The following is a 24,173-nucleotide window of genomic DNA, read 5'->3' on the forward strand; positions in this document are numbered from 1 at the left end:
AATAGTTCAGAGAAATCAAAAGATACACCTTAATATGACCCTAAAAAGTGATTGTTAGACTTTGTAGTTTAATCAGGTACTTTTCGGGGCCCATACAAAGATTCCATCAGGAATCAAAAGATCGACAACATGTTGATCAACAATGCAACCTTACACTTTCGCATTCAGTTTTGAAGGAGCAAAAAAACGTACCCCACAAAGTGAAGAGAAATCTTCGAGATGAACAGCCGATTACTTTGCGGGGACCTCGAAAAGCTTCTTTAACGAAATATGGTTTGGTAACAATGGCGGAGGGGAACCACGCGTACCCATCCCGAACACGACCGTTAAGCCCTCCAGCGCCGATGGTACTTGGACCGAAGGATCCTGGGAGAGTAGGACGTTGCCAAGCTAACCTAAAGATCCGTGCATCTGCACGGGTCTTTTTCTATGCTGATCGTCCTACGCCGTTTGGAGAGTATACGGTTTCTTCCGATCGAAGTAACTCCAACGGAGGATATCCGTGAAGTAGAGGAAGAAACCGATGCCGACCTCGAAGTAAAGCGATGAAGGGGATGCTCGGTGCGGAAGGACGCCATCAAGCCAACTAAAGACCTGTGCAGATGCATGGGTCTTTTACTATGCTGCTCGTCCTACACCGTTTGGAGAGTATACGGTTTCTTCCCTTCGAAGCAAATCCAACGGAGTATGTTCGTGAAATAGAGGAAGAAACCGATGCCGACCTCGAAGTAAAGCGATGAAGGGGATGCTCGGTGCGGAAGGACGCCATCAAGCCAACTAAAGACCTGTGCATCTGCACGGGTCTTTTTCTATGTTGCTCGTCCTACACCGTTTGGAGAGTATACGGTTTCTTCCCTTCGAAGTAACTCCAACGGAGGATATCCGTGAAATAGAGGAAGAAACCGATGCCGACCTCGATGTTTTCCCGATAAAATTATTCCATCTCATGTCATTGGGATAAACCGTAGATCCATATACATTTCCAAGGAAGCATTTTACGATTTGTAGCAGGATACGTCATTCGGGTTGAATTTAAGGAGACCATCAGGATAAGCCCGATAGCAGATAAACAAAGATGCAGTCCCAGGCAGCATGGTCCATACGTGCAGGAATAGGAATACTGTGATGAGCTGAATCGGTATCCATGGAATGAAGCAGGCGATCCACACAATTCCGATGAAAAACAGGTTTAACTGGATTGTCACCATCCGTCGAATGGAAATGTATTGATCGGGTATTACACCCCACAAAGGGGGATACACACGAAAAGTCCATTTTTGTAAACTCGTATGATGAAAAACGATAAGAATGAAACGGTGCAAGAGAAATTGAAATAGAAATACGATCGGTAAACCTGCAGCCAACCAAAGTGCGATTTGGACACCGCAGATCACCGCGAATAAAGCAGCAGCAACGGCCATAATAAGGAAATAGAACCAGCTAAGTGCAGCAGGCCAATTCACTTTCTTTATTAATTGATATTGATATATTTTAGAAGTTGGATGTACTTGATGTTTCATAATTTCTCCTTTTCCTATGAAAAGAAATCTGCGAAAATCAGGAATATTCCTCATTTATCATACTCTCTTTTACATGGTTCCTCCAGTGCAGCTTTTTCCAAAACATGATTAGCTTCGAATGATGTATCGGATGCGATTTTGAGAAAGAACGACAATCCCAAGTACGGCGGCACAATAGCGCAGTTCAAGAAGTAATGGGATTGTAACGACAGTTGAGACAAAGATATTCTTGTACATACACCTGACATGCACCCAGCACATACTTTAAAGTAAGTAAAGCACTTTTATATCAGATAGAGTTTAAGAGTTGTCCAATTGTGTCATAATGTTAGTAAAAGAAATAAAGGTGGGATCTGCATCGAATGGAACCTCTGCAGCATTGTATCATCTGCGACGGCGATAAGAAAGAAGGTATCCATATTTATACCTCTTTCATATGTTTAGATTGTGAGAAAGAGATTGTCGGTACCGATGTGTTAGATTTAAAATATCCGTTTTTTATCCGGCAGCTCAAGCAAATATGGTGGCAGAAGGATGCCTGATGGTAGGAGAAAGATGAACTCCTAGACCCGCACGCTGAAACGGCAACAGACAGCTTGCGGTTTTTTTATTTCTTTGAAGCTTACTTGTGATAGATTATATAGTAAGAAGAAATTGAAGGAGCAGCAATAGAATGAACCACGATCGCGCACCGCTTTTTGAAGCACTGCAGGCACATCGGCAAAAGCATACGGCCTCTTATCATGTGCCGGGACATAAATCTGGAAGAGGCATGATGCAGGAGGAAAGGGACTTATTCCATCCTATTTTGCAGATCGACCTTACGGAAATTACGGGTTTGGATGATTTGCATCATCCTGAGGAATGTATCCGAGAAGCGCAGCTGCTGGCAGCTGATGCATTTGGCGCAGATGAAACTTACTTTCTTGTCGGAGGCTCAACAGCAGGCAACTTAGCTTCTGTTTTAGCCCTGTGCGGGGAAGGCGATACGCTGATAGTAGAACGCGGCAGTCATAAATCTGTGATGAACGGGCTCATGCTTGCCAAAGCGAAGGCTGTCTTCTTGCCTCAGACTTTTGAACCTGATGTCCCTATTCCACAAGGACCTTCCATCGAAATCATCAGACAAGCACTAGAGATGTACCCTGAGGCGAAGGGGGTACTCCTGACTGCTCCTAATTATTATGGCTATCAGATGGATCTGCGGAGAGCTGCTGAGCTGGTCCATACGTATGGTAAGATTCTGATTGTCGACGAAGCGCACGGAGCGCATCTTGGCTTCCATGGCGAACTGCCTCCATCCGCTTTAAGCTGCGGAGCAGATGTCGTTATTCAGTCTACGCATAAAATGCTCACAGCGATGACGATGGGGGCAATGCTTCATGTGAAGGGAAAACGCGGCCTCGAGCTAAAGGATCAAATAAAGCGCTTCTTAGCGATGCTGCAATCCTCCAGTCCATCGTATCCGATTATGGCGTCCTTAGATATTGCTAGGCGTTACATCATGCAGCAGGGGAAGGATGTGCTGGAAGACACTTTGCACCAAATCCAATCGTTTTACAGTAAGCTTTCAAAGCTTAGCGTATTGTGGCATGCCCATTCCGAAACGTATAAGGTTCCAGGGTTTATCGACCCGATGAAGTGCTATATCGCCGATACAACGGGAACGCTAAGCGGACATCAGCTTCGAAAATTGTTGGAAGCGGAAGGATGTATCATGGAGATGTCGGATGCTTCGGGGACGCTCGCCGTATTTAGTCTGTGCACTGAGGAGGAGCATCTTCAGCGATTGCTGTTGAATTTGCAGCAAATTGTCGAAAAATACGGGCTTGTAAAGAAGGAAGTTCACGGCCCGCTATGGAATTGTTTTACAAGGGAAGAACAATTGTTACCTATCGATATGGGGTTGGCGTCTACGGAGGCTGTAGAAATCGTTCCGCTAGATGATGCGGTCGGATGCAAGTCAGCCGATATGGTGATCCCATATCCGCCGGGCATTCCGCTATGGGTTCCAGGTGAAGTGATCACTGCTCAATCGGCTCGTGATTTGCAGCACTGGATTCAGCAAGGAGGACATGTTCAAGGGATGGCTGGGGCCGGTCTGATCAAGGTCATCAAGCGGTAAGTATAGCTTGACGATTTGGCTCTGGCGGCAGGAAAGATGAGTCACATCATATGACGGAAATCCTAAGTAATCGAGATGAAGGGAAAACAGCGGTATGTTTATTACTTTTGAAGGCGGGGAAGGGGCAGGAAAAAGCTCTATCATTCCGTCAGTAAAGACATGGTTTGAGTCAAAAGGAAAACAGGTTATGATCACCAGGGAGCCAGGAGGCATCGATATCTCCGAGAAGATCCGTGGCATTATTTTGGATCCCGATCATGTACATATGGATAGCCGAACGGAAGCACTCCTGTATGCAGCAGCGAGAAGACAGCATTTGGTGGAAAAGGTTGTCCCGGCATTGCAATCAGGAATCGTTGTATTATGTGATCGGTTTATTGACAGCAGCCTAGCCTACCAAGGGTATGCCAGAGGAATTGGTTTTGATGAAATAATGAATATTAATGCCTTCGCAATAGACCGCTGGATGCCGGATCTTACCATTTATTTGGATGTTGACCCCAAAACAGGAATGGAGCGGATCCATGCCAACAAGGACCGGGAAATTAATCGTTTGGATATGGAGGCCTTATCTTTTCATGATAAAGTGAGGGAAGGATACTTAGCTGTTGCGGCGCGTTATCCAGAGCGTATCCAGCGCATTGATGCGAACCCGCCACTTTCCATCGTCATTCAAAGCGTACAAGAAGTACTGAATCATTTTATGAAAAAAAGAATGATGGAGTAACGGGCGAGTGTCACGTCTATACGGCCAGCGCGTATGATGTATAATATAAATATCAGGAAAACGTTTTCTTTTACCTTTCTTCTACTAACACCAAGGCTCTGTTCGCAGCGAGTCCAATTCAGTATAATAAAATAAGGAGGTTGTTTACGATGAAAATGATCTTCGCCATTGTACAAGACAAAGACAGCGGTAAATTGTCAAACGCTCTAATTAGAGAAGGCTTTAGAGCAACGAAGCTGGCTTCGACCGGCGGGTTTCTAAAAGCAGGGAATACCACGTTTATGATTGGTGTAGACGATGACAAGGTGGATGCCGCACTGCGTGTCATTCGGTCCAACTGTCAAGTGAGAGATCAATTAGTAACGCCAGTTTCTCCGGTTGGAGGAGCTACCGATTCATACATTCCGTTTCCCGTTGAGGTACAGGTTGGCGGCGCAGCTGTCTTCGTCGTACCCGTAGAAAGATCAGAACATTATTAAGCAGATGAAGGTAGGAATTTCCCTGTGAAAATTAATCCAGGCTTTCGCTCCATTAACCCGGATATTCGGAAGTCCGACAGCGGAGGCTCTCAGCCTCTCCAAAACCAAGCCTTTTCGGATATGATGAAGCACCATCAGCACCGCTCCTCTCAGGAACAATTGAAAAAAATGCTGGATCAAATTCAGCTGCAGGGAGATCGGTTGATTCGTTCGATGACCATTCGAGAGCTGCGTCAGTATAAACGAATGGTCAGGCAGTTTTTGGAGGAGACCGTCCGTAGAGGCGTAGGATTAAAGGAAACGAGAGGCTGGGACCGCCGGGGAAGAGGGAAACGCTATAAATTATTAGAAGAGATTGATCACCACTTGCTGGAGATGGCAGATGAACTATTGCAAGTGGAAGAGGGCAGAGTGAATATTCTCCATAAGGTTGGGGAAATTCGCGGCATGCTGATCAATCTTTTGTTTTAGGGTAGAATAGGACACTGAACAGTATAGGTATGGAATAAATGTACGGAATATAAGAGGGTAAATACATGTCATTTCAACAAATTCAAGGTCAAGATCAGGCCAAGCGGATTTTGCAGACGGGGCTTCGGAAAGATCGACTGTCTCATGCATATTTATTTGCAGGGCCGTCAGGAACAGGAAAACGGCAGATGGCTGTCAGTTTGGCCAAAGCTGTTTTTTGTTTAAAGGGGACGGACGATGCTTGTGGGGAATGTATTGAATGCCGAAAGGTAGAGCATTATAACCACCCGCATCTTTATCGCGTCGAGCCCGACGGATTGTCTATTAAAATCGGACAAATTCGAAATTTACAGAAAGAGTTTTCGCTCCGTTCAGATCCCGACCAGATGAAAATATATATCATTGAACAGGCGGATAAAATGACATCCGAAGCAGCGAACAGCCTGCTGAAGTTTTTGGAGGAACCAGGATCCCGTCTGATGGCGGTACTGATTACCGATAATGGACAAGCCGTTCTGCCTACCATTCATTCCAGAGCGCAGTACGTTCCGTTCTCCCCGCTGCCGAGCGAGCAGATGACCCACATGCTGGAAGCCGAAGGGCATTCCCGCGTCCTTGCCAAAACTGCAGCCAGGCTCGCTTCAGGATTAGATGGCGCGAGAACACTTATCCAGTTAAATGCATTTGCAGAATTAAGAACCGTAATGATACAATTGGCTAAGGAAGCTCTTACCGCAAACATAGCTGAAGTCAGCATATCGATTCAGCAGAAAGTGACGAAGACGGCGCTGTCCGAGCATTTGGACATGCTGCTCGATCTGCTGCTGCTTTGGTTCAGGGATATGCTTCAGGCTCAAACAGAAAGTCAGGAACAGCTTGTTTTTGAAGATGAGGCCGCTTGGCTTAAAAAACATACGTATCAGTATGATGCTGCTAGAATCGTCCACTGGATGGAAGATGTGCTTGCAGCGAAAAAACAAATTCGCGCTCATGTGAATCCGCAATTGGCACTCGAGCGTTTATTTATACAGATGAAGGGGGGATAAAATGTATTCCGTCGTCGGCGTACGTTTTAAAAAGGCCGGCAAAGTCTACTATTTTGATCCGACGGATTTGGAGATATCCAAAGAGCACCACGTCATTGTCGAAACGGCCAGAGGCATTGAATACGGCAAGGTGGTTATAGGAAAAAAAGATGTGGACGAGTCGGACGTTGTGCTTCCTCTTAAGAAAGTCATTCGGATTGCAGACCATCAGGATGCTCACGTCGTAGAGGAGAACAAAGAAGCTGCAAAGAACGCTTTTCAAATTTGCTTGGATAAAATTCGTCAGCACCAGCTGCAGATGAAGTTGGTGGACGTTGAATATACATTTGATCGCAATAAGGTCATTTTTTATTTTACGGCGGAAGGCCGTGTCGATTTTCGGGAGCTTGTCAAAGATTTAGCGGGTATTTTCAGAACTAGAATTGAACTTCGCCAAATCGGCGTCAGGGACGAGGCGAAAATGCTGGGCGGCATTGGTCCATGTGGAAGAACACTGTGCTGTTCGACGTGGCTCGGTGATTTTGAACCCGTCTCGATTAAAATGGCCAAGGACCAGAACTTATCCTTAAACCCTACGAAAATTTCCGGACTATGCGGCAGGCTGATGTGCTGTTTAAAATATGAGCATGACAATTATGAAACGATCAAAGAGAAAGAAGAAATACCTTCTGTGGGCAGCTTAGTGGTTACATCATTGGGTGAAGGCAAAGTGTTATCCATCCATCCGAACGAACGGATGGCTCAGGTTCAAATTTTCGAATTGAATAAAAGCATGAAATTGCCGTTCGATGATGTTGCAGCCGTGCAAGAGTAACCACAAATCACTGGGGTGGAGCTAGTGAGTAAAAATAATATATATTCGGATATTTCCGCATTGGAGGAACATTGGACCAAGCTGAGAGACGACCTGTCACACTTAAAGGAACAAGTGGCTGATTTGCTGGAAGAAAACAATCGTCTCCAGATGGAGAACGAACAGCTGAGGCGCTTGCTGAAATCGTCCCCAGAGCTGGAACCTTCCCCCAAAGAGAATGTCAGGGATGAACAGCGGCCAAATGATGTCGTCGGCGAAGGGTACGATAACCTGGCAAGATTGTATGCGGAAGGCTTTCATATTTGCAATCTGCACTACGGCCAATTAAGGACCGAAGGCGATTGCCTGTTTTGTCTCTCTTTCTTAAACAAATAATAAGCGTTATAATGCCGTAGAGAATACTCTACGGTTTTTTTCAAATCTGTTGAAGTGTGTGGAAAGATCCATGTAAGGGTTGAAGGCATAATGAAACAAGGGCAGGTAAACGAATGGAACAGACGAAGGTCCCGATATACAGCAGTGAACGAATCGATGATTTATTAAATCAAAATTTGAAGATTATACAGAGTGAAGAAGTGTTCAGCTTTTCCGTGGATGCGGTGCTCTTATCCCGGTTCTGCTCTGTGCCGGTGCGGGGGCGTATTGTGGATCTATGCAGCGGCAACGGCGTGATCCCTCTGCTTTTATCGGTGCGCAGCAAGGCACATATTACAGGAGTGGAAATTCAAGAACGGTTGGTTGAAATGGCCCGCCGTAATGTACGTCTTAACCGCCTTGAGGAACGCATCGAGATCGTGCATGAGGATTTGAAGCAGTACCATCTGCAGTCCGGATATGGTCAATTCGATTTAGTAACAGTGAATCCTCCATATCTCCCACCGGGAAGTGGGGATCGAAACATGAATGAGCACGTCGCAATTGCCCGTCATGAAATTAAATGTACGCTCGAAGATGTGATTGCTGCCTGCGGACGGCTCGCCAAAAGCGGCGGTAAAGTGGCGATCGTTCACAGGCCGTCAAGACTGGCGGATATTTGTACATATATGCGCAAGTATAAGATGGAACCGAAGCGGATAAGGCTGGTCCATCCCAAAAAGGAAGCGGAAGCAAATATGGTGCTCATCGAGGCGATACGAGATGGAAAACCCGATCTTCGTGTTCTGCCCCCACTGATCGTATACAACGACCAGCAGCAGTACTGTGATGAATTGATGGAAATCTATTACGGGAATAAGGGGTAAGCCATGAATATTCAACAAAGCTACAAGGACACAATCCATAATGAGGGAAGCGGAAAGCTGTATCTGGTTGCAACGCCGATCGGCAACTTGGAGGATATGACCTTTCGAGCGGTCCGAATGCTGAAGGAAGTCGATGTAATAGCGGCAGAGGATACGCGCCAGACTCGAAAGCTTCTGAACCATTACGATATTCATACGCGGCTGATCAGCTATCATGAGCATAATAAACAATCCAGCGGGAAGCACATTATGGAAAGGTTGGAAAGTGGCGAGCAGGTGGCTCTGGTAAGTGATGCGGGGCTCCCTGCGATCTCTGATCCCGGTTTTGAGCTGGTTCGCGAAGCGATAGAGAACGGTCATGATGTCATTCCGATTCCAGGCGCGAATGCGGCCTTAACCGGATTGATTGCATCAGGAATGGACACCAGTGCATTTACCTTCATCGGATTTCCAGCGAGAGACAAGAAAATGCTGAAGCTGCAGCTTGAGCATTGGGGCAAATGGGAAACGACACTCATGATGTACGAGGCTCCGCATCGTGTGGTTAAAACCTTGCAAATGATGTTGGAAATCTGGGGAGATCGGCGTATTGTTTTGGCGAGAGAACTGACGAAAAGGCACGAGGAATTTTTACGAGGAAAGATTTCTGAATGTATCGAACATTTTATCGGAAATGATCCTTTAGGGGAGTTTTGCATGTTTATCGAAGGTTATGAGCGAACTGCCGAGGATGATCAAGAAACGTCGTGGTGGACATCAATGTCCATTCAGGAACATGTAAGCCGCTACATTCAGGAGGGAATGCCGAAAAAGGATGCAGTAAAGGCGGCCGCTCTGGACCGGGGACTGCCTAAGCGTGAGGTATATAACGAATGTATTGATTTGTAGTCAGAACTGAAAAAAGAATCCCGCGGTCATGTAGACTGCGGGAATACAAAGGAGATATGAAAAGGTTAGAATTAACAAGGTTGGATTTAACAATTCAATAAGTATAGTATAACCTATTCTTTGGCATTTGTCATGGATTTATATAAATCTATTAATTCAGGAATACAAGATTTGCTGATCATTTTTCCTTTGAAATAAATCAAGTCATCTGCATTGCCTGTAAAAATACATGCGGGCTCATATTTTTTCAGCATGATTCTTTCGCCATCAACGTAAATTTCAAGCGCATCTTTCTCGCCAATGCCAAGTGTACGTCTAAGCTCAATGGGAATAACTACACGTCCCAATTCGTCTACTTTTCTAACAATACCAGTCGATTTCATCATGATAGGTCCTCCTATGGATAATAAAAAATAAATTTATATCGGCAACTTTCGACATTATTTTCGTAGATTATGATACCAGTCATTCCCATAATAGTCAATAGAAATTGACGCGCGTGAAATATTAAAAATTATGAGAAATGAAGAAACATCAGGGTTTTCGGGCAGTTCATTTCGACATTCCTCACTAAAACTGCCTCAAAATAGTCGATTTATTGGAAATCTATTGGTATCAAAATTCGACATATTCAAATGGAAGGTTTGATCTTTTTGTCGAATGAAGGGGGAGAAAACCATGTTAAAGGAAGAGAAAGTGTTTCGAGACCCAGTCCATCGATATGTCCATGTTCAAGATCAGGTGATATGGGACCTGATCGGTACGAAGGAAATGCAGCGGCTACGGCGCATTAGACAGTTAGGTACATCTTTTTATACATTCCATGGTGCAGAGCATAGTCGCTTTTCCCATTCGCTTGGAGTCTATGAGATTACTCGGAAAATTATATCCCAGTTTGAGAGACACCATTTGGCGGAGTGGCCACAGGAGGAAAGGTTGCTTTGTTTATGCGCTGCGCTCCTGCACGATGTTGGACATGGGCCGTTCTCTCATTCGATTGAGGCCGCTTTACATATGAATCACGAGGATTGGACCTGTCGTATCCTGACGGAGAATACGGAAGTCAATCAGGTGCTTCGAAAGGTTTCTGCTGAATTTCCCGATAAAGTAGCTGAGGTGATTCAAAAAAAATATCCGAAAAGCATTGTCGTCAGTCTCATATCGAGTCAATTGGACGCGGACCGAATGGACTACATATTGCGTGATGCATACCACACAGGAGCCAACTACGGCACTTATGATTTGGAGAGGATCATCCGTGTTCTTCGTCCTCATAAAGGACATCTGGTCATTAAAGAAAGCGGGATGCATGCGGTGGAAGCCTACTTAATGTCGCGCTATCAGATGCATTGGCAGGTTTATTTCCATCCGGTGACTCGAAGCTCGGAAATTATACTGACTAAAATATTCCAGAGGGCAAAAGCGCTGTATGAATCTGGATATCAATTCAGTTTCTTATGTTCCCCGATGGATTATTTAATAGAAGGAACAGTGAGTGTGGAGCAATATATGATGCTGGATGAGTCATTCATTCAAATGACGATGATGCAGTGGACGCTGGAGAAGGATCATATCCTGTCAGATTTATGCAGCCGATTTTTACATCGCCGTTTATTTAAATATACATCGATGGAACAAATTGACGAATCATTGATCGACGCCGTTCGATTGAAATTGAGTCAGTGCGGTTATGATCCTGAATATTATATGGCTGTAGATTTTCCAAGCGATCTCTCATATGATGTGAACCGCCCGGGCATGTTAGAGAAGAAAATTCCAATTTATTTATTAACCGAAAGCGACGAACTCGTGGATATTTCCGAAAAATCCCATATTGTTCGGTCCATAAGCGGGATACACAATGGGATGCACCATTTATATTTTCCGGAAGGAATTATATAGAGGCAAGAACGTTACCTGAATACTTAGAACAATCAAAGGAGAAAAAACATGCTAATTGATACACATACACACTTAGATACAGAACAATTTGATGAAGACCGTGAATCCGTTATACAAAGGGCACTGGAGCAAGGAGTTGAACGGATGATCAATGTCGGCTTTAATCGGGAAACGATACAGTCTACGATTCAACTGATTGACACATATGATTTTATCTATGGAGTGATCGGCTGGCATCCAGTAGATGCGGTGTTTATGAAGGAAGGAGACCTCGAGTGGATTGAGGAATTAACGCGCCATCCGAAGGTGGTCGCGCTCGGAGAAATGGGTCTGGATTACCATTGGGATACGTCTCCAAAGGATGTACAGCAGCAGGTGTTCCGGGAACAGATCCGGTTGGCGAAGCGGCTTAAGCTGCCGATCGTTATTCATAACCGTGATGCGCATCATGATGTCGTGCAGATATTGAAGGAAGAACGCGCATCGGAAATCGGCGGTGTGATGCATTGCTATTCGGGGAGCTGGGAGACGGCGAAGCAGTGCCTGGATATGAATTTTTATATTTCTTTCGGAGGACCCATTACATTTAAAAATGCAAAACAGCCTAAAGAGGTGCTTCAGAAGGTACCGATGGACCGTTTGTTGGTGGAAACAGATTGCCCCTATTTGGCACCACACCCAAATAGGGGAAAGCGAAACGAAACGGGTTTTGTAAAGTTAGTCGCATTGGCAGCCGCTGAGTTAAGAGGGGTCAGTTTTGAGGAAATTGTACTACAAACTGGGAATAATGCCAAAAAGTTGTTTGGAATAAATTAATATATGCCTGTAAAGCGTTGAAATTTCAAGTGAGGATGCAACAAACAATTATTATCTTTGAAAAAATGGTGATCAAGGTGATTTTGGGCGGAAATTAACCGCCAATTTCCGTTTTTACCTGCTTTACACTGGTCCGGAAAGCGATTATCATCTTTTCTTAGAAACTTCATATTGATTCCATTGAACCATCATCGCTTAGTTTCTTTGCAAGAAAACGGGGGACCCATTTTATCGTGGTGAAGACAAGTTACTAGTCTGAATCCACTTTGGGGTGAGTTTGGTGTTGACTAGACACTAATAGGGCTTGCTGCTTAGGCCCGAATCCGACAGCTAACCTCGTAAGCGTGAAAAGGTGAACTGCCTCGCAAAGGTTATGACTTGGACAAAAATCGTACAAGTCTGCGACAAGAGTTCCTCTTTTCGCAGGCTCTTTTTATTTTTTGAAATTCCTTTTTGGTAAATAGACAGGTTTTAAATATGTGAATCGACATCAGCTGATCATTTCCGGAAGTGACAGCACACGTATTTGATGATGACCATGAAAGGTTAATGGAATCACGTTCTCTAGCAAGGATCATCCCCTTAATAGACGAACGGTTGGAATGGATCGGAGTCTATGCACATACATTGATGTCATGGACGAGGATGAGCCGTACCATCCCTTGAAGTGGAAGATTCAATAAACTGAATAGTCGCGTCAAGTATATTGCATCATGCGTAACATTTACGGCGGGACTTTGAAGGAGGGCTAAACGAGTGACGTTTCAAACTCAAAAGGAAACGGCCTCAGTGAAGCGATCATCCGCAATGTCTTTCGCAATTCGATGGAAGCATGAGAACAAAAAATGGTGGTTAATCACCTGTTTCTCATTGATCGCTGTTTCCCTGCTGTTCTTCATTCTGCTTCATGGCACCGACAGCAAATCTGTCACATTAACGATTGACGGAGTGCAAAAGCAGGTGCAAACAAAGGAAGCAACTGTACAGGGGCTGCTGGAAGAACAGTCAGTGAAATTAGGTGAACACGATGTTGTTAGTTTGCCGCTTAATGCAGAATTAGAGCATAAATCCGTTATTGAAATTGAAACCGCTAAGGCTGTACAGGTTACTTCGAGCGGGAAGACCGAAACAAAATATACAACAGCCGATACGGTTGGAGAAGCTTTACAAGACTTAGATATTGCCTTTGATGCAGATGATAAGATCTTTCCTGATGCATCAAATCCTGTTAAGGAGCAGTTAAAGATCACTGTCGTACAAGTCGAAACGAAGGTGGAGGAAGTGCAGCATGCCATTCCTTTTCAGACGGTGAAAAAAGAAGACAACAGCTTGCTCAAAGGCAAAGAGCAGTTAGTGCAGGAAGGGCAGGAAGGCGTTCTCGTTTCGAAGGTGGAGACGACGATCGCTGACGGGAAAGTGGTTTCCAAGAAAATGGTCGAAAAAAACGTGCTGCAGGAGCCGGTAGAAGAAGTGGTTGCTGTCGGAACGAAAAATCCTGTTGCCATTTTGTCGGCGTCCTCGCCATCCGTTGATGAGGTAACGATTGACGGAGTTACCTTCGATTATAAAAAAGTGCTTACGGACGTGGAATTGACTGCTTATGATGCAGGCGCAGGTTCGACAGGAAAAAGCGAGGGTGATCCTGGATACGGTATTACGTATTCCGGCACGAAAGTACAGGAAGGACGCACCGTATCTGTAGATCCTAAAGTCATACCGATCGGCTGGTGGATCTACATTGAGGGCCTAGGCTTCCGCAAAGCGGAAGATACCGGCAGCGCGGTGAAGGGCAATCATATCGATGTATATATGGAGAGCACGTCTGAAGCCAAGCAGTTTGGCAGGAAAAAGGGCTACACTGTCTATGTCATTGGGCCGAATAAACCTTCATAGAGGATAATTCATTGGAAAGGGGAGCAGCCCCTTTCTTTTTTTTACGACCTTAGAGTGCTGAGGATTCACGTAAGCTCTCAAGGTACGGGAATATTTGTATTGGGTTGCAGCGGCAAAATCAGCTAAAGCGGAAAAGGAATAATGAAAATATATCGTAGACGTGTGGTAAAATAAATGGATGAGATGGGCGGATTCATAAAATCATATGAAGGGATCAAAGTATGATCAAAGAAGTTATTGTCGTTGAGGGTAAGGATGATACGGTAGCGGTGAAGAGAGCCGTTAACGCAGATACAATAGAGACAGGCGGTTCAGCCATAGACGAACATGTTCTGCATACGATCCGTCTGGCGCAAGAACGCAGGGGAGTCATTATTTTTACCGATCCGGATCATCCGGGGGAACGAATTCGCAGCATCATATCGGAGCATGTGCCGGGATGCAAGCACGCTTTCTTGAATGTACAGGAAGCAAAGGCGAAAGGGAAGGTTGGGGTTGAGCATGCCTCTCCAGAAGCTATTAGGCGAGCGCTGGAGCATGTGCACACTGCAGAGCCCCATCTTGAAGATGATTCGCCTAGTGCCATTACGATGGCTGATTTGATGGAAGCGAGGCTGGTGATGCATCCAGAGGCAGCCAGAAGACGGGAAGAGATGGGCAAGCTTCTGCGTATAGGAGTTTGCAACGGGAAGCAATTTTTGAAAAGATGCAGTCAGTTCCGAATTTCGAAAGAGGAGTTCGAGGCGGCTGTTCGACAAATAGAGACTAAGGAATGATGGAAGTGACGCGAAGTCAATCGAATGAATTCATTTCGACCCCGACGAGAACAAAGGAAATCGTCAGGAAACATGATTTTTCAATGAAGAAGAGCCTCGGACAAAATTTTCTGACGGATCAAAACATGATTCGGAATATCGTTGCGGCCGCTGAATTAGATGAGACCAAAGGGGCTCTGGAAATCGGCCCCGGTATCGGAGCGCTGACCGAATATTTGGCTCGCGCCGCCGGAAAGGTGACAGCAGTGGAAATTGACCGCCGATTGGTTCCCATTTTGCAGGAAACCTTAGCCCCTTATCCGAATGCAGTTGTCATTCATGAGGATATATTAAAGACTGATCTCCATCAGTTAATGCAGGAGCAGTTTCGGGGATTCGGCAAAGTCAGCGTCGTCGCTAATCTGCCTTACTATATTACTACACCGATTATATTAAAGCTGCTGGAATCGAACGTTCCTTTTGAGCATATTGTTGTAATGATTCAGAAGGAAGTGGCCGAACGAATGACTGCCAGTCCAGGAACCAAGGATTATGGCAGTTTGAGTATAGCGATCCAGTATTATTGCGAGGCAAAGCTGGTTATGAATGTGCCTCGTACCGTATTTATTCCTCAGCCGAATGTGGATTCGGCCGTCATGCGTCTCACATTGCGTCAGCAGCCGCCGGTAAACGTAAAGGATCCCGACTTTTTCTTCCAGGTTGTGCAGGCTGCGTTTACCCAAAGAAGAAAGACGCTGTACAACAATTTAGTCACTCGCTTCTTTTCTAAACAACAAAAGGAGCAGTTAACGGATCTGCTGCACCGGTGCGGGATTGAACCCAGCCGCCGCGGAGAAACATTGTCCATGCAGGAATTCGCAACTTTGAGCGAGGAGATTCGCAAGGAGATGGAGCGTTAGGCCGATGCTCCTGGATATTCCACGCTGCTTCGTTCTGAGACTGAAAATATGGAACCGATCGTGATAAACGACCATATGATAGTCGCAGGAGGGATGCAGCATGAAACAGGGAGATTATTGTGTCCGTATATCTTACGGAAAAGATGTCATCTTTCGAATCGAATATATCATCCAAAATACGGCTGTATTACGCGGTGTCGAGTTTCGATTAATTGCTGATGCACCTTTAAGCGATCTGGAAAGGGTTGAAGGGACGTTCTCGAATTCGGCAGCACTCGGCTATGATTTACGCTTTACCGAAACGAGAAAACGAATGGAACAATTTCGTAAAGTGCAGGTAGAGAAACAAATGCGCACGATGGGTGAGGCGGGTTTGGAATCTTCCTATTTCGAAGTTCCCGGAAAGGTCCTTCATCTCGATGGGGATGCGTCCTACTTGCGCAAGAGCATGGATCTTTATAGACGGCTCAAAGTGCCGGTCGAAGGACATTATGTCGCGGAGAAGGATATGGCTGATGCCCTCTTGCGTTTGTTGCCTAACAGCAGACCGGACATTGTAGTCATTACGGGGCACGACGGAATGATCAAAAGTGAAGCAGAGCAAAATAAGTATCACCTGTCCAGTTATAAAAATTCGACTCATTTCGTCAAAGCGATCCGAGCGGCAAGGCAATTCGAGAAAAATATAGATACGTTAACGGTGATTGCCGGTGCATGTCAATCCCACTTCGAGGCGCTTCTGCAAGCTGGAGCCAATTTTGCCAGCTCACCCGGCAGAATATTGATACATGCGCTCGATCCCGTACAAATTGCCTGCAAAGTTTCGTACACTTCCATACAGGAGAGCGTGAACATGATGGATGTCATCAGTAATACCGTCAGCGGAATAAAAGGAATGGGCGGGATTGAAACGCGTGGAAGTTACCGAATCGGTTTACCCAATATTCAGCATATGTAATGCATGCTTGTGCATATCCATAAGCTGTTCATATTCGCGAAAACCTGTGTCTGAGAGTATGGAATCGCGATAAGGAAAGGTTCATTTTGCATAAGACAATAAATTTGATCATTGACAATCTGTTTAACCGACTGTTATAATAATTAGCTTGTTTGACAAACCACCCTTTTTCCGATATAATAATGAGGAAAGAGGTGGTACTAACATGGCAAAAAACACTTTGCTTGATATTAAGCGAAGCTTGGAATCACATGTGGGATCCAGAGTATTGTTAAAGGCCAACGGCGGCCGCCGAAAGACGATCGAAAGAACAGGAGTGCTGGAAGAGACGTATCCATCCGTCTTCATTGTGAAGTTGGATCAAGACCAGCACGCCTTTAAACGGGTTTCATACAGTTACGCTGATATTTTGACGGAATCCGTAGAAGTGATGGTTTGCAGCGATGATGGACAAGTTCGCATTTCCTATGTACAGCAGTAATGAATGGTGCATAAAGGCAGTGGAAGAGTTTATATATCTTCCACTGCTTTTGTGTTTTCTTCATAAATTCCCTGTATTGTCATCAACGGATATACCAGCTCCATTCGGAATTTTACAGTTCTCGTGGTTGTCAGTGGGTTGTTTTGGAAGTATGCATTTCCTTACGCATTGAAATAATAAAAAGGCGACCACCATCTGGACAAAGGAGATGACCTTATATGAGCCGCAGAAGAAGGTCTGTCATGTCAGACCAATTCAAATATGAGCTAGCTAAAGATCTAGGCTTTTACGAAACGGTGCAAAAGGAAGGATGGGGCGGCATTAAAACAAAAGATGCAGGCAATATGATCAAGAGGGCGATTCAAATCGCAGAGCAGGCATCCAAGCAGCAGTATCAAGCCCAAGCTCCGCAGCAGCCTTACAACAACACACAAGCCCCTATGCAGCCAAACTATAATCCATACCCTCAGCAGGTTGGGCAGTATGCATCCTATCAAGAACAGACGGATCCTAACCAACATATGTCTAGAGGACCTGAATCCTAATAATTTACAATCTGCACAGCTCCAAAGCTGAAGGCTGACCTGCCTTTAGCTTTTTTTTATGGCATTTGATATAGTTATAACAAGCAGAATGTTTGAAAAGGCCGATAGACCACGCATCCGAGGATCATTTTCAGGATCCATCGTATGGTTTGGATCTATGAAGACAAGGCTTTTAGAACAACGAGAAATGTTAATTGGGGAATGTCGGGGGTGACTTCATGAAAATCTACGAAAAGGCTCCAGCCAAAATTAATTTGAGCCTTGATGTACTTCGAAAGCGCGAGGATGGCTATCATGAGGTAGAGATGGTGATGACGATGGTGGATTTGGCGGACCGTCTCGAAATGGAGGAACTCCCTCGGGATACGATTATTATATCTAGTCAGGCCGGCTATATTCCGCTTGATGAAAAAAACTTAGCTTTTCAGGCCGCTAAGTTGATTAAAGAGAGATATGATGTGCGGAAAGGCGTCTACATCCATTTAAATAAAAAGATACCCGTGGCTGCTGGTCTAGCAGGAGGAAGCAGTGATGCGGCAGCCGCTTTGAGAGGGCTGAATCGGTTGTGGAAGCTGCACATACCGATAGAAGAACTAAAGAAGCTGGGAGAAGAGCTGGGTTCGGATGTTCCATTCTGCGTAACAGGAGGAACGGCGCTCGCCAAAGGAAGAGGAGAAGTACTTGAACCGCTTCCTGCACCTCCGCAGTGCTGGGTGGTGCTCGCGAAGCCTCCGATTAATGTATCCACCGCGGAGATTTATGGACAGCTAAAGGCCGACTCCATTCGCAGCCATCCGGATACGGGCAAGGTGCTCGAAGCCATCCGGAATAAAGACTTTCATATGCTCTGTGATCATATGGGGAACGTGCTTGAGGAGGTTACGCTGGACCGGTATCCTCAAGTCCAGCAGTTAAAGCAAGCCATGATTCGGATGGGGGCGGACGGTGTACTCATGTCCGGCAGCGGGCCGACCGTATTCGGGCTGGTGAGCCGTGAATCGAAGGTCGCCAGGATTTATAACGGATTAAGAGGATTTTGTAAACAGGTATACGTGGTAAGAATGTTAACATGAAAATGGAATACTTCTTGAACAAAGACGTATAAAAATGGTATATTCTTGTTAATAGTTCGGAAACAAGGTGAATTCATTGCATCATTTGATTTAAAACACCGAACCATAAATACAATATGTGTTTTTACAAAGCAGCAACAGGTATGATGAAATGGATTCAAATATCGAAGTATTCATATTTAGGGGATATTGGACATGAAAAAATTAAAAAGACCGTACCGAATCATTGATATGACCCAATATTTGATTGCCCGCCCCCACACCTTGGTGCCTCTCACTTATTTTGCGGATCGTTATCAATCGGCAAAATCCTCCATCAGTGAAGATTTAGCGATTATTAAAGAACTGTTCGAAATCGAGGATGTCGGCGAACTGCTGACATTGGCCGGTGCGGCGGGTGGCGTTAAATACATACCGAGGATATCTCGCCAAGGCGCGTTTCAAATGATGGAAGACATTTGTGCAGAGCTTAGCCAGCCTGAACGCATTTTGCCTGGCGGTTATTTGTATATGTCTGATATTTTGGGACAGCCGCGAACGCTTAATCAAGTAGGTAAAATATTCGCATCCGCTTTTTCTGATCAGCATTTTGATTGCGTGATGACCGTGGAAACGAAAGGAATCCCACTTGCGTATGCGACGGCGACACACCTGAATATTCCGGTTGTCATTGTAAGACGAGATAATAAAGTAACCGAAGGTTCGGCTGTAAGTATTAACTATGTCTCAGGATCAAGCAAACGGATTCAGACGATGTCGCTTGGACGAAGAGCGCTGCAGGAAGGGTCGAATGTACTCATCATCGACGATTTTATGAAAGCCGGCGGTACGATTCGCGGGATGATGGATCTGCTGCAGGAATTTAATGCTCATGTTGGCGGTGTTGGCGTTTTCGTGGAAGCGAAGGATCCGGATCAACGTGAACTGCTGATAGAGGATTACATTTCCCTAGCGGACTTAACGATGGTGGATGTAAAGAATAAAGCTGTAACCGTAAAACCAGGCAACTATTTTACCCCTATCCAAGGAGAATGAAGGAGGACAACAAATTATGGCATTACGAACTTTGAGCACAGCTTCGGCTCCCGCAGCGATTGGACCTTACTCTCAAGCGGTGATCACAGGAGGCATGCTGTTTACTTCAGGCCAAATCCCGCTCGATTTAAATGGGCAAGTCGTGGAAGGCGGAGTCGTAGAGCAGACTCACCAAGTATTCCGTAATCTAGAGGCTATTTTAAAAGAGGCGGGCTGTACGTTTAACGATGTGATAAAAGCGACGGTATTTATTAAAGACATGAATGAATTCGCTTTATTGAATGAGGTGTATGCGGAGTATTTCAGCACGCATAAACCAGCTCGTTCGACCGTGGAAGTGGCACGGCTGCCTAAAGATGTAAGAGTAGAAATTGAGCTGATTGCATCGATTCCTGTCGAAAACATTAAAGAATGAGCAAAAATCGAAATATTTCTAAAATTTTTCATCAAATTAGAAGGAGTTTGCCCTAAAATGTGGAATTATACACCAAGTCTTTTTTGATAGGAAAAGGTGGTGAACTTGAGTGCAAATTACTGATGTGAGGCTCCGCCGAGTCAACTCAGATGGGCGAATGAAGGCGATTGCATCCATTACGATTGACAACGAATTCGTAGTTCACGATATTCGCGTCATTGATGGGAATAATGGTATGTTTGTTGCCATGCCGAGTAAGAGAACGCCAGATGGTGAGTTTAGAGATATTGCCCATCCTATCTCTTCCGAGACGCGTGAAAAAATCCAAAGCGCCGTGCTTGCCGAGTATGAGCGTGCAGCTTCTGAAGAAGAAGATGTTATAGAGGAAGGCGCATAACAAGTTATTGTTGAAATCAAGGGAGCCGTATGGCTCTCTTTTCTTTTTAGTCAAAGTAAGATATATTCATAAAAGGCGCAGTATCGCCGTATCCTGCTTCAACAAATTCGCAGGGAGGGTTTTACTTTGAAGAAAAGAATAGGCATCGTCTTGGCGGCTGGCCAAGGTAAGCGGATGAAATCCAAGCTATATAAAGTGCTGCATCCTGTATGCGGCGTTCCTATGGTAGGTCATGTCATCAAATTGTTAAATGATATAAACGCAGACCGAACAGTGGTTATCGTTGGTCACGGAGCAGAAGCGGTTCAGCAGTGTTTGGACGGACAAGCGGAATTTGTGCTGCAGCAAGAGCAGCTCGGTACTGGCCATGCGGTGCTGCAGGCCAAGGAATTGCTTAGTGAAGAAGAGGGGACGACCTTCGTTGTATGCGGCGACACGCCGTTAATTCGCCATGAGTCTCTGCAGCAGATGATGGATCTGCATGAACGCACGGGAGCGGCCGCTACAATTATGACTGCCGAACTTGAAAAGCCTCACGGTTATGGACGAATCGTAAGAGATACCGATGGTAGTGTCAAAAGCATTGTGGAACAGAAGGACTGCACGGAAGAACAAAGCAGCATTCGCGAGATCAACACGGGAACATACTGCTTTGACAACCAAAAGCTGTTTAAGGCACTGGCCAAGGTCACGAATCAAAATGCGCAGCAGGAATATTATTTGACGGATGTGATCGGCATCTTAAGAGCTTCAGGCGAATTAGTGCAGGGTTATATTTTGGAGGATGAACAAGAATCCATCGGTATTAATGACCGTGTGGCCCTTTCGGAAGCCGAACGATTGATGAGAAGACGGATTGCGGAAATGCACATGAGAAATGGTGTAACCATCATCGATCCGGACAGCACCTATATCGATGCTGACGTTCAAATTGGTATGGATACGACGTTATTGCCCAACACTATCTTAAAAGGGAAAACGCAGATTGGGGAAGGGTGTCTCATCGGTCCAAACAGCGAGTTGGCGGATACGATCGTCGGAGACAGCTGCAGTGTGAAGCAGTCTGTCATCGCAGAATCCAAGCTGGGTTCGGACATCCAGGTGGGGCCGTTTGCATATATTCGCCCAGGCTCAGAAATTTCGGACCAGGTGAAAATCGGCGATTTTGTAGAGATCAAGAAATCGGTTATCGGTTCGGGCAGCAAGGTCCCTCATCTTAGCTATGTCGGAGATGCTATTGTCGGCAGCGGCGTAAACATCGGCTGCGGAACCATTACAGCGAATTACGATGGTTTGCGCAAACATACAACAACCATAGAGGACGGGGCGTTCATCGGCAGCAATTCCAATCTGATTGCACCTGTCAAAATCGGCAAGAATGCGTATGTTGTCGCAGGATCGACGATTACACAGGACGTGGATGCAGACGGATTGGCAATAGCCCGTGCAAGACAAACGACCAAATCCGGTTATGCATCAAAACTAAAAAAACGCATTGAGCAGCAGAACAAATCGAAATCATAATCATCATCAATCATACTTAAATCAATTTCATAATACCTTTTGCTGCTTCGATCAAGATTGAATGACGATGCAATATTTATGAAATGGATTCACCTATCTAACAAATAGCGGCTACAGCAAACAGGAGGAACGGTAAGTGTCGTACGCAGATTCAAAACTAAAGTTATTTACGTGCAATGCCAGTCCAGAACTGGCCAAGGAGATCGCCGATGTCATTGGAATTCCTTTAGGGGATTCCAAGGTAGAGACGTTTAGTGATGGGGAGATCCAGGTGCTGCTTAATGAAAGTGTCCGCGGGTCGGATGTCTTTGTCATTCAATCCACCTGTGCGCCAGTCAACGATCACTTGATGGAAGTGCTGGTGATGGTTGACGCCCTGAAGCGGGCATCAGCTAAAACCATTAATGTGGTGATGCCATACTATGGCTATGCGAGACAGGACCGTAAGGCCCGCTCGAGAGATCCGATTACGGCGAAGCTGGTCGCGAATTTGATCGAGACAGCAGGAGCACACAGGCTCATTGCAATGGATCTTCATGCCACGCAAATTCAAGGCTTTTTCGATATCCCCGTTGACCAGCTTCTCGGCGTTCCGATTTTAGGTCAATATTTTAAGTCTAAGCAGCTGGATGACATTGTTGTCGTCTCACCAGACCATGGCGGTGTTGTACGCGCACGGAAGATGGCAGATTACCTTGCCGCTCCTCTAGCAATCATCGATAAGCGTCGCCCTGAGCCGAATGTAGTTGAGGTCATGAATATCATCGGTGAAGTTGAAGGCAAAACAGCGATTCTCATTGACGACATCATTGATACGGCCGGCACCATTGTATTAGCAGCCAATGCATTGAAAGAAAAAGGTGTCAAGGATGTGTATGCATGCTGTACACACCCCGTGCTTTCTGGCCCTGCGATGCAGCGGATCGATGAATCTCCTCTTAAAGAAGTAGTTGTGACCAACACGATTCCGCTGGAAAAGCGATCTCCGTCCTCCAAAATTAATGTGCTGTCTGTCGCTCCCCTGATGGGAGAGGCGATTATCCGTATACACGAAGAGCTGTCGATCAGCAAATTGTTCGAAAGCTGATTGGAAACCTCCTGTTCAGGGTACAGTATTAATGTATCTACCTGAACAGGAGGATTTTCCTATGGTAACAACGATTCATGCAGCAACAAGGGACGCTAAGCAGACCGCATCGCAGTTGGAAGCGCTGCGGGGGTCGGGAAATGTTCCTGCTGTGGTTTATGGAAAACAAATCGGCAATGTAAATATTATGGTGCCGGAAAAGGAAATCATGCCGCTGCTTCAAACGGCTGCAAATCAAATCATACAGCTTCAAGTGGACGGTAAAACGGTTCCCACCATGATTCAGCAGATCCAGAGGGATGAGATTAACCGCAATATTCTGCATATTGATTTCCATCAAATACAAATGAACGAGAAAGTCGAAACGAGCATTCCTCTGCATTTCAAAGGCGACCCTGTAGGGGTGAAGCAAGAGGGCGGTATGGTTCAGGTTCAGCATCACTCCGTTCTCGTCCGCTGTTTGCCTACAGAAATGCCGGAGCGAATTGAAGTGGATATTCAGCATTTGCATGCAGGAGAAAGCCTAACAGCAGAGGAAGTGCCTTTGCCAGCTGGGTTGGAACTGCAGCAAGAGGGTTCGGAAGTCATTGTTACGGTATTGGCGGTTCAGAAGTTAGAAGAGGAAGAAGCTGAAGCGCTCGATGAGGCGCAAGGCGAGAGGTCAGACGCGGAGCAAGAGAAGCCAGTAGAAGTTTAAAGGTGAGCCATATCAGGGTTACACTCGGATCCTTTCAAGATGAGTGTAACCCATCACGCGTTTGTCAAAAGAACAGGATATTCATATGATTTTATCTTTGTCTAATATCCAGGTCTCGATACGAATCGGTAGCACTCTCTAGCATAAGGCGTATTGTTGACGACGATATAATGTTCATCGTAATGTTCGATAAAACCAATATCATAGTGCATTTCATGGTTGTAGATTTGAACAGGAACCCCATGCTCAATATGGTCCTGGAAATGAACATCCTGCGTCAGCGTTTGCCCATTATAATACACTCACAATCACCCGCTTTTCGTTTATTTCATAATGATGACAATCGAGAGAGTCGAATCGTTTC

Annotated in this window: 27 protein-coding genes, 1 rRNA gene, 1 pseudogene and 1 riboswitch; of the genes and pseudogenes, 26 read left to right on the forward strand and 3 right to left on the reverse strand. The window is 45.4% G+C overall.

Going from position 1 to position 24,173, the window contains the following annotated elements:
• The first annotated feature begins 274 nt into the window (after window positions 1-274).
• Window positions 275-391: ribosomal RNA gene (rrf, locus tag ACFPXP_RS12780) — 5S ribosomal RNA — on the forward strand.
• 604 nt (window positions 392-995) lie between these two features.
• Here the strand turns inward: rrf and ACFPXP_RS12785 are convergent.
• The gene (locus tag ACFPXP_RS12785) at window positions 996-1,520 is read right to left on the reverse strand and encodes a hypothetical protein (RefSeq protein WP_379894636.1); all 525 of its coding nucleotides are present in this window, start codon (window positions 1,518-1,520) and stop codon (window positions 996-998) included.
• Between the two features lie 362 nt (window positions 1,521-1,882).
• Here ACFPXP_RS12785 and ACFPXP_RS12790 point away from each other — a divergent pair, with 362 nt between their 5' ends.
• The 10 genes from ACFPXP_RS12790 (at window position 1,883) to rsmI (ending at window position 9,311) form a co-directional block, all read left to right on the forward strand.
• Window positions 1,883-2,062, forward strand: a complete 180-nt coding sequence (locus ACFPXP_RS12790; RefSeq protein ID WP_379894637.1) for a sigma factor G inhibitor Gin — start codon at window positions 1,883-1,885, stop codon at window positions 2,060-2,062.
• A 131-nt stretch (window positions 2,063-2,193) separates the two neighbouring features.
• Entirely contained in the window at window positions 2,194-3,645 is a 1,452-nt protein-coding gene (locus tag ACFPXP_RS12795; protein ID WP_379894638.1) for an aminotransferase class I/II-fold pyridoxal phosphate-dependent enzyme, read from the forward strand.
• A gap of 94 nt (window positions 3,646-3,739) precedes the next feature.
• Window positions 3,740-4,372: a dTMP kinase gene (gene tmk / locus ACFPXP_RS12800; RefSeq protein ID WP_379894639.1), complete on the forward strand. Its 633-nt coding sequence runs from the start codon at window positions 3,740-3,742 to the stop codon at window positions 4,370-4,372.
• 149 nt (window positions 4,373-4,521) lie between these two features.
• Window positions 4,522-4,851: a cyclic-di-AMP receptor gene (locus tag ACFPXP_RS12805; protein ID WP_379894640.1), complete on the forward strand. Its 330-nt coding sequence runs from the start codon at window positions 4,522-4,524 to the stop codon at window positions 4,849-4,851.
• 24 nt (window positions 4,852-4,875) lie between these two features.
• A complete protein-coding gene (locus ACFPXP_RS12810) occupies window positions 4,876-5,322 on the forward strand; it encodes a YaaR family protein (protein WP_379894641.1) in 447 nt (148 codons plus the stop codon).
• A gap of 65 nt (window positions 5,323-5,387) precedes the next feature.
• Window positions 5,388-6,368: a DNA polymerase III subunit delta' gene (holB, locus tag ACFPXP_RS12815; RefSeq protein ID WP_379894642.1), complete on the forward strand. Its 981-nt coding sequence runs from the start codon at window positions 5,388-5,390 to the stop codon at window positions 6,366-6,368.
• 1 nt (window position 6,369) lies between these two features.
• Window positions 6,370-7,182 (forward strand): PSP1 domain-containing protein, encoded by an 813-nt coding sequence (locus ACFPXP_RS12820; protein WP_379894643.1) that lies wholly within the window; start codon window positions 6,370-6,372, stop codon window positions 7,180-7,182.
• Between the two features lie 24 nt (window positions 7,183-7,206).
• The gene (gene yabA, locus ACFPXP_RS12825) at window positions 7,207-7,557 is read left to right on the forward strand and encodes a DNA replication initiation control protein YabA (protein WP_379894644.1); all 351 of its coding nucleotides are present in this window, start codon (window positions 7,207-7,209) and stop codon (window positions 7,555-7,557) included.
• A gap of 113 nt (window positions 7,558-7,670) precedes the next feature.
• Window positions 7,671-8,423, forward strand: coding sequence for a tRNA1(Val) (adenine(37)-N6)-methyltransferase (locus ACFPXP_RS12830; RefSeq protein ID WP_379894645.1), 753 nt, complete (start codon window positions 7,671-7,673; stop codon window positions 8,421-8,423).
• Window positions 8,424-8,426: 3 nt separating this feature from the next.
• Window positions 8,427-9,311 (forward strand): 16S rRNA (cytidine(1402)-2'-O)-methyltransferase, encoded by an 885-nt coding sequence (rsmI, locus tag ACFPXP_RS12835; protein ID WP_379894648.1) that lies wholly within the window; start codon window positions 8,427-8,429, stop codon window positions 9,309-9,311.
• Window positions 9,312-9,424: 113 nt separating this feature from the next.
• Here rsmI and ACFPXP_RS12840 read toward each other — a convergent pair whose 3' ends face one another.
• Window positions 9,425-9,697, reverse strand: coding sequence for an AbrB/MazE/SpoVT family DNA-binding domain-containing protein (locus tag ACFPXP_RS12840; protein ID WP_379894649.1), 273 nt, complete (start codon window positions 9,695-9,697; stop codon window positions 9,425-9,427).
• Window positions 9,698-9,989: 292 nt separating this feature from the next.
• Between ACFPXP_RS12840 and ACFPXP_RS12845 the strand changes: the two genes are divergently transcribed.
• From ACFPXP_RS12845 to ACFPXP_RS12915, 15 genes and pseudogenes are all read left to right on the forward strand, one after another.
• The gene (locus ACFPXP_RS12845; protein WP_379894651.1) at window positions 9,990-11,213 is read left to right on the forward strand and encodes an HD domain-containing protein; all 1,224 of its coding nucleotides are present in this window, start codon (window positions 9,990-9,992) and stop codon (window positions 11,211-11,213) included.
• Window positions 11,214-11,261: 48 nt separating this feature from the next.
• A complete protein-coding gene (locus tag ACFPXP_RS12850) occupies window positions 11,262-12,029 on the forward strand; it encodes a TatD family hydrolase (protein WP_379894652.1) in 768 nt (255 codons plus the stop codon).
• A gap of 182 nt (window positions 12,030-12,211) precedes the next feature.
• A riboswitch (cyclic di-AMP (ydaO/yuaA leader) is annotated at window positions 12,212-12,389 on the forward strand.
• Between the two features lie 396 nt (window positions 12,390-12,785).
• Window positions 12,786-13,922, forward strand: a complete 1,137-nt coding sequence (locus tag ACFPXP_RS12855; protein ID WP_379894653.1) for a ubiquitin-like domain-containing protein — start codon at window positions 12,786-12,788, stop codon at window positions 13,920-13,922.
• 221 nt (window positions 13,923-14,143) lie between these two features.
• Window positions 14,144-14,698 carry a ribonuclease M5 gene (gene rnmV / locus ACFPXP_RS12860; RefSeq protein WP_379894654.1) on the forward strand — a complete coding sequence of 185 codons (555 nt, stop codon included), beginning with the start codon at window positions 14,144-14,146 and terminating at the stop codon, window positions 14,696-14,698.
• Entirely contained in the window at window positions 14,695-15,597 is a 903-nt protein-coding gene (gene rsmA, locus ACFPXP_RS12865; RefSeq protein WP_379894655.1) for a 16S rRNA (adenine(1518)-N(6)/adenine(1519)-N(6))-dimethyltransferase RsmA, read from the forward strand. Before rnmV ends, rsmA begins: the two co-directional genes overlap by 4 nt.
• Before the next feature lie 100 nt (window positions 15,598-15,697).
• A complete protein-coding gene (gene yabG / locus ACFPXP_RS12870) occupies window positions 15,698-16,555 on the forward strand; it encodes a sporulation peptidase YabG (RefSeq protein ID WP_379894656.1) in 858 nt (285 codons plus the stop codon).
• Window positions 16,556-16,760: 205 nt separating this feature from the next.
• Window positions 16,761-17,036, forward strand: coding sequence for a biofilm formation stimulator Veg (gene veg / locus ACFPXP_RS12875; RefSeq protein ID WP_379894657.1), 276 nt, complete (start codon window positions 16,761-16,763; stop codon window positions 17,034-17,036).
• 218 nt (window positions 17,037-17,254) lie between these two features.
• A pseudogene (locus tag ACFPXP_RS12880) lies at window positions 17,255-17,425 on the forward strand (small, acid-soluble spore protein, alpha/beta type); the annotation flags it as partial.
• A 374-nt stretch (window positions 17,426-17,799) separates the two neighbouring features.
• Window positions 17,800-18,654, forward strand: a complete 855-nt coding sequence (ispE, locus tag ACFPXP_RS12885; protein WP_379894659.1) for a 4-(cytidine 5'-diphospho)-2-C-methyl-D-erythritol kinase — start codon at window positions 17,800-17,802, stop codon at window positions 18,652-18,654.
• Window positions 18,655-18,849: 195 nt separating this feature from the next.
• Window positions 18,850-19,689 carry a pur operon repressor gene (gene purR, locus ACFPXP_RS12890; protein WP_379894662.1) on the forward strand — a complete coding sequence of 280 codons (840 nt, stop codon included), beginning with the start codon at window positions 18,850-18,852 and terminating at the stop codon, window positions 19,687-19,689.
• Between the two features lie 16 nt (window positions 19,690-19,705).
• Window positions 19,706-20,104 (forward strand): RidA family protein, encoded by a 399-nt coding sequence (locus tag ACFPXP_RS12895; protein WP_379894663.1) that lies wholly within the window; start codon window positions 19,706-19,708, stop codon window positions 20,102-20,104.
• A 109-nt stretch (window positions 20,105-20,213) separates the two neighbouring features.
• A complete protein-coding gene (spoVG, locus tag ACFPXP_RS12900; protein ID WP_379894664.1) occupies window positions 20,214-20,501 on the forward strand; it encodes a septation regulator SpoVG in 288 nt (95 codons plus the stop codon).
• A 126-nt stretch (window positions 20,502-20,627) separates the two neighbouring features.
• Window positions 20,628-22,025: a bifunctional UDP-N-acetylglucosamine diphosphorylase/glucosamine-1-phosphate N-acetyltransferase GlmU gene (glmU, locus tag ACFPXP_RS12905; RefSeq protein ID WP_379894665.1), complete on the forward strand. Its 1,398-nt coding sequence runs from the start codon at window positions 20,628-20,630 to the stop codon at window positions 22,023-22,025.
• Window positions 22,026-22,161: 136 nt separating this feature from the next.
• Window positions 22,162-23,112 (forward strand): ribose-phosphate diphosphokinase, encoded by a 951-nt coding sequence (locus ACFPXP_RS12910; RefSeq protein ID WP_379894666.1) that lies wholly within the window; start codon window positions 22,162-22,164, stop codon window positions 23,110-23,112.
• Between the two features lie 61 nt (window positions 23,113-23,173).
• Complete coding sequence (locus ACFPXP_RS12915; RefSeq protein ID WP_379894667.1) at window positions 23,174-23,809, forward strand: 50S ribosomal protein L25; 636 nt, start codon at window positions 23,174-23,176, stop codon at window positions 23,807-23,809.
• Window positions 23,810-23,910: 101 nt separating this feature from the next.
• On the opposite strand, the gene ACFPXP_RS12920 is transcribed toward ACFPXP_RS12915, so the two are convergent.
• On the reverse strand, window positions 23,911-24,111 hold the full coding sequence (locus ACFPXP_RS12920) for a hypothetical protein (protein ID WP_379894668.1): 201 nt from the start codon (window positions 24,109-24,111) through the stop codon (window positions 23,911-23,913).
• Between the last annotated feature and the right edge of the window lie 62 nt (window positions 24,112-24,173).

The sequence above is a fragment of the Marinicrinis lubricantis genome (assembly GCF_042658665.1).
Taxonomy (GTDB): Bacteria; Bacillota; Bacilli; order Paenibacillales; family KCTC-33676; genus Marinicrinis; species Marinicrinis lubricantis.

What these genes read in the sequence shown, in the direction of transcription:
- purR (WP_379894662.1), top strand. Translation starts at nt 18,850, where the DNA reads ATGAAAAAATTAAAAAGACCGTACCGAATCATTGATATGACCCAATAT.
- ACFPXP_RS12795 (WP_379894638.1), top strand. Translation starts at nt 2,194, where the DNA reads ATGAACCACGATCGCGCACCGCTTTTTGAAGCACTGCAGGCACATCGG.
- ACFPXP_RS12805 (WP_379894640.1), top strand. Translation starts at nt 4,522, where the DNA reads ATGAAAATGATCTTCGCCATTGTACAAGACAAAGACAGCGGTAAATTG.
- yabG (WP_379894656.1), top strand. Translation starts at nt 15,698, where the DNA reads ATGAAACAGGGAGATTATTGTGTCCGTATATCTTACGGAAAAGATGTC.
- rsmA (WP_379894655.1), top strand. Translation starts at nt 14,695, where the DNA reads ATGATGGAAGTGACGCGAAGTCAATCGAATGAATTCATTTCGACCCCG.
- veg (WP_379894657.1), top strand. Translation starts at nt 16,761, where the DNA reads ATGGCAAAAAACACTTTGCTTGATATTAAGCGAAGCTTGGAATCACAT.
- rnmV (WP_379894654.1), top strand. Translation starts at nt 14,144, where the DNA reads ATGATCAAAGAAGTTATTGTCGTTGAGGGTAAGGATGATACGGTAGCG.
- tmk (WP_379894639.1), top strand. Translation starts at nt 3,740, where the DNA reads ATGTTTATTACTTTTGAAGGCGGGGAAGGGGCAGGAAAAAGCTCTATC.
- ACFPXP_RS12840 (WP_379894649.1), bottom strand. Translation starts at nt 9,697, where the DNA reads ATGATGAAATCGACTGGTATTGTTAGAAAAGTAGACGAATTGGGACGT.
- ispE (WP_379894659.1), top strand. Translation starts at nt 17,800, where the DNA reads ATGAAAATCTACGAAAAGGCTCCAGCCAAAATTAATTTGAGCCTTGAT.
- ACFPXP_RS12895 (WP_379894663.1), top strand. Translation starts at nt 19,706, where the DNA reads ATGGCATTACGAACTTTGAGCACAGCTTCGGCTCCCGCAGCGATTGGA.
- rsmI (WP_379894648.1), top strand. Translation starts at nt 8,427, where the DNA reads ATGAATATTCAACAAAGCTACAAGGACACAATCCATAATGAGGGAAGC.
- holB (WP_379894642.1), top strand. Translation starts at nt 5,388, where the DNA reads ATGTCATTTCAACAAATTCAAGGTCAAGATCAGGCCAAGCGGATTTTG.
- ACFPXP_RS12820 (WP_379894643.1), top strand. Translation starts at nt 6,370, where the DNA reads ATGTATTCCGTCGTCGGCGTACGTTTTAAAAAGGCCGGCAAAGTCTAC.
- ACFPXP_RS12830 (WP_379894645.1), top strand. Translation starts at nt 7,671, where the DNA reads ATGGAACAGACGAAGGTCCCGATATACAGCAGTGAACGAATCGATGAT.
- ACFPXP_RS12850 (WP_379894652.1), top strand. Translation starts at nt 11,262, where the DNA reads ATGCTAATTGATACACATACACACTTAGATACAGAACAATTTGATGAA.
- ACFPXP_RS12915 (WP_379894667.1), top strand. Translation starts at nt 23,174, where the DNA reads ATGGTAACAACGATTCATGCAGCAACAAGGGACGCTAAGCAGACCGCA.
- ACFPXP_RS12785 (WP_379894636.1), bottom strand. Translation starts at nt 1,520, where the DNA reads ATGAAACATCAAGTACATCCAACTTCTAAAATATATCAATATCAATTA.
- ACFPXP_RS12845 (WP_379894651.1), top strand. Translation starts at nt 9,990, where the DNA reads ATGTTAAAGGAAGAGAAAGTGTTTCGAGACCCAGTCCATCGATATGTC.
- ACFPXP_RS12790 (WP_379894637.1), top strand. Translation starts at nt 1,883, where the DNA reads ATGGAACCTCTGCAGCATTGTATCATCTGCGACGGCGATAAGAAAGAA.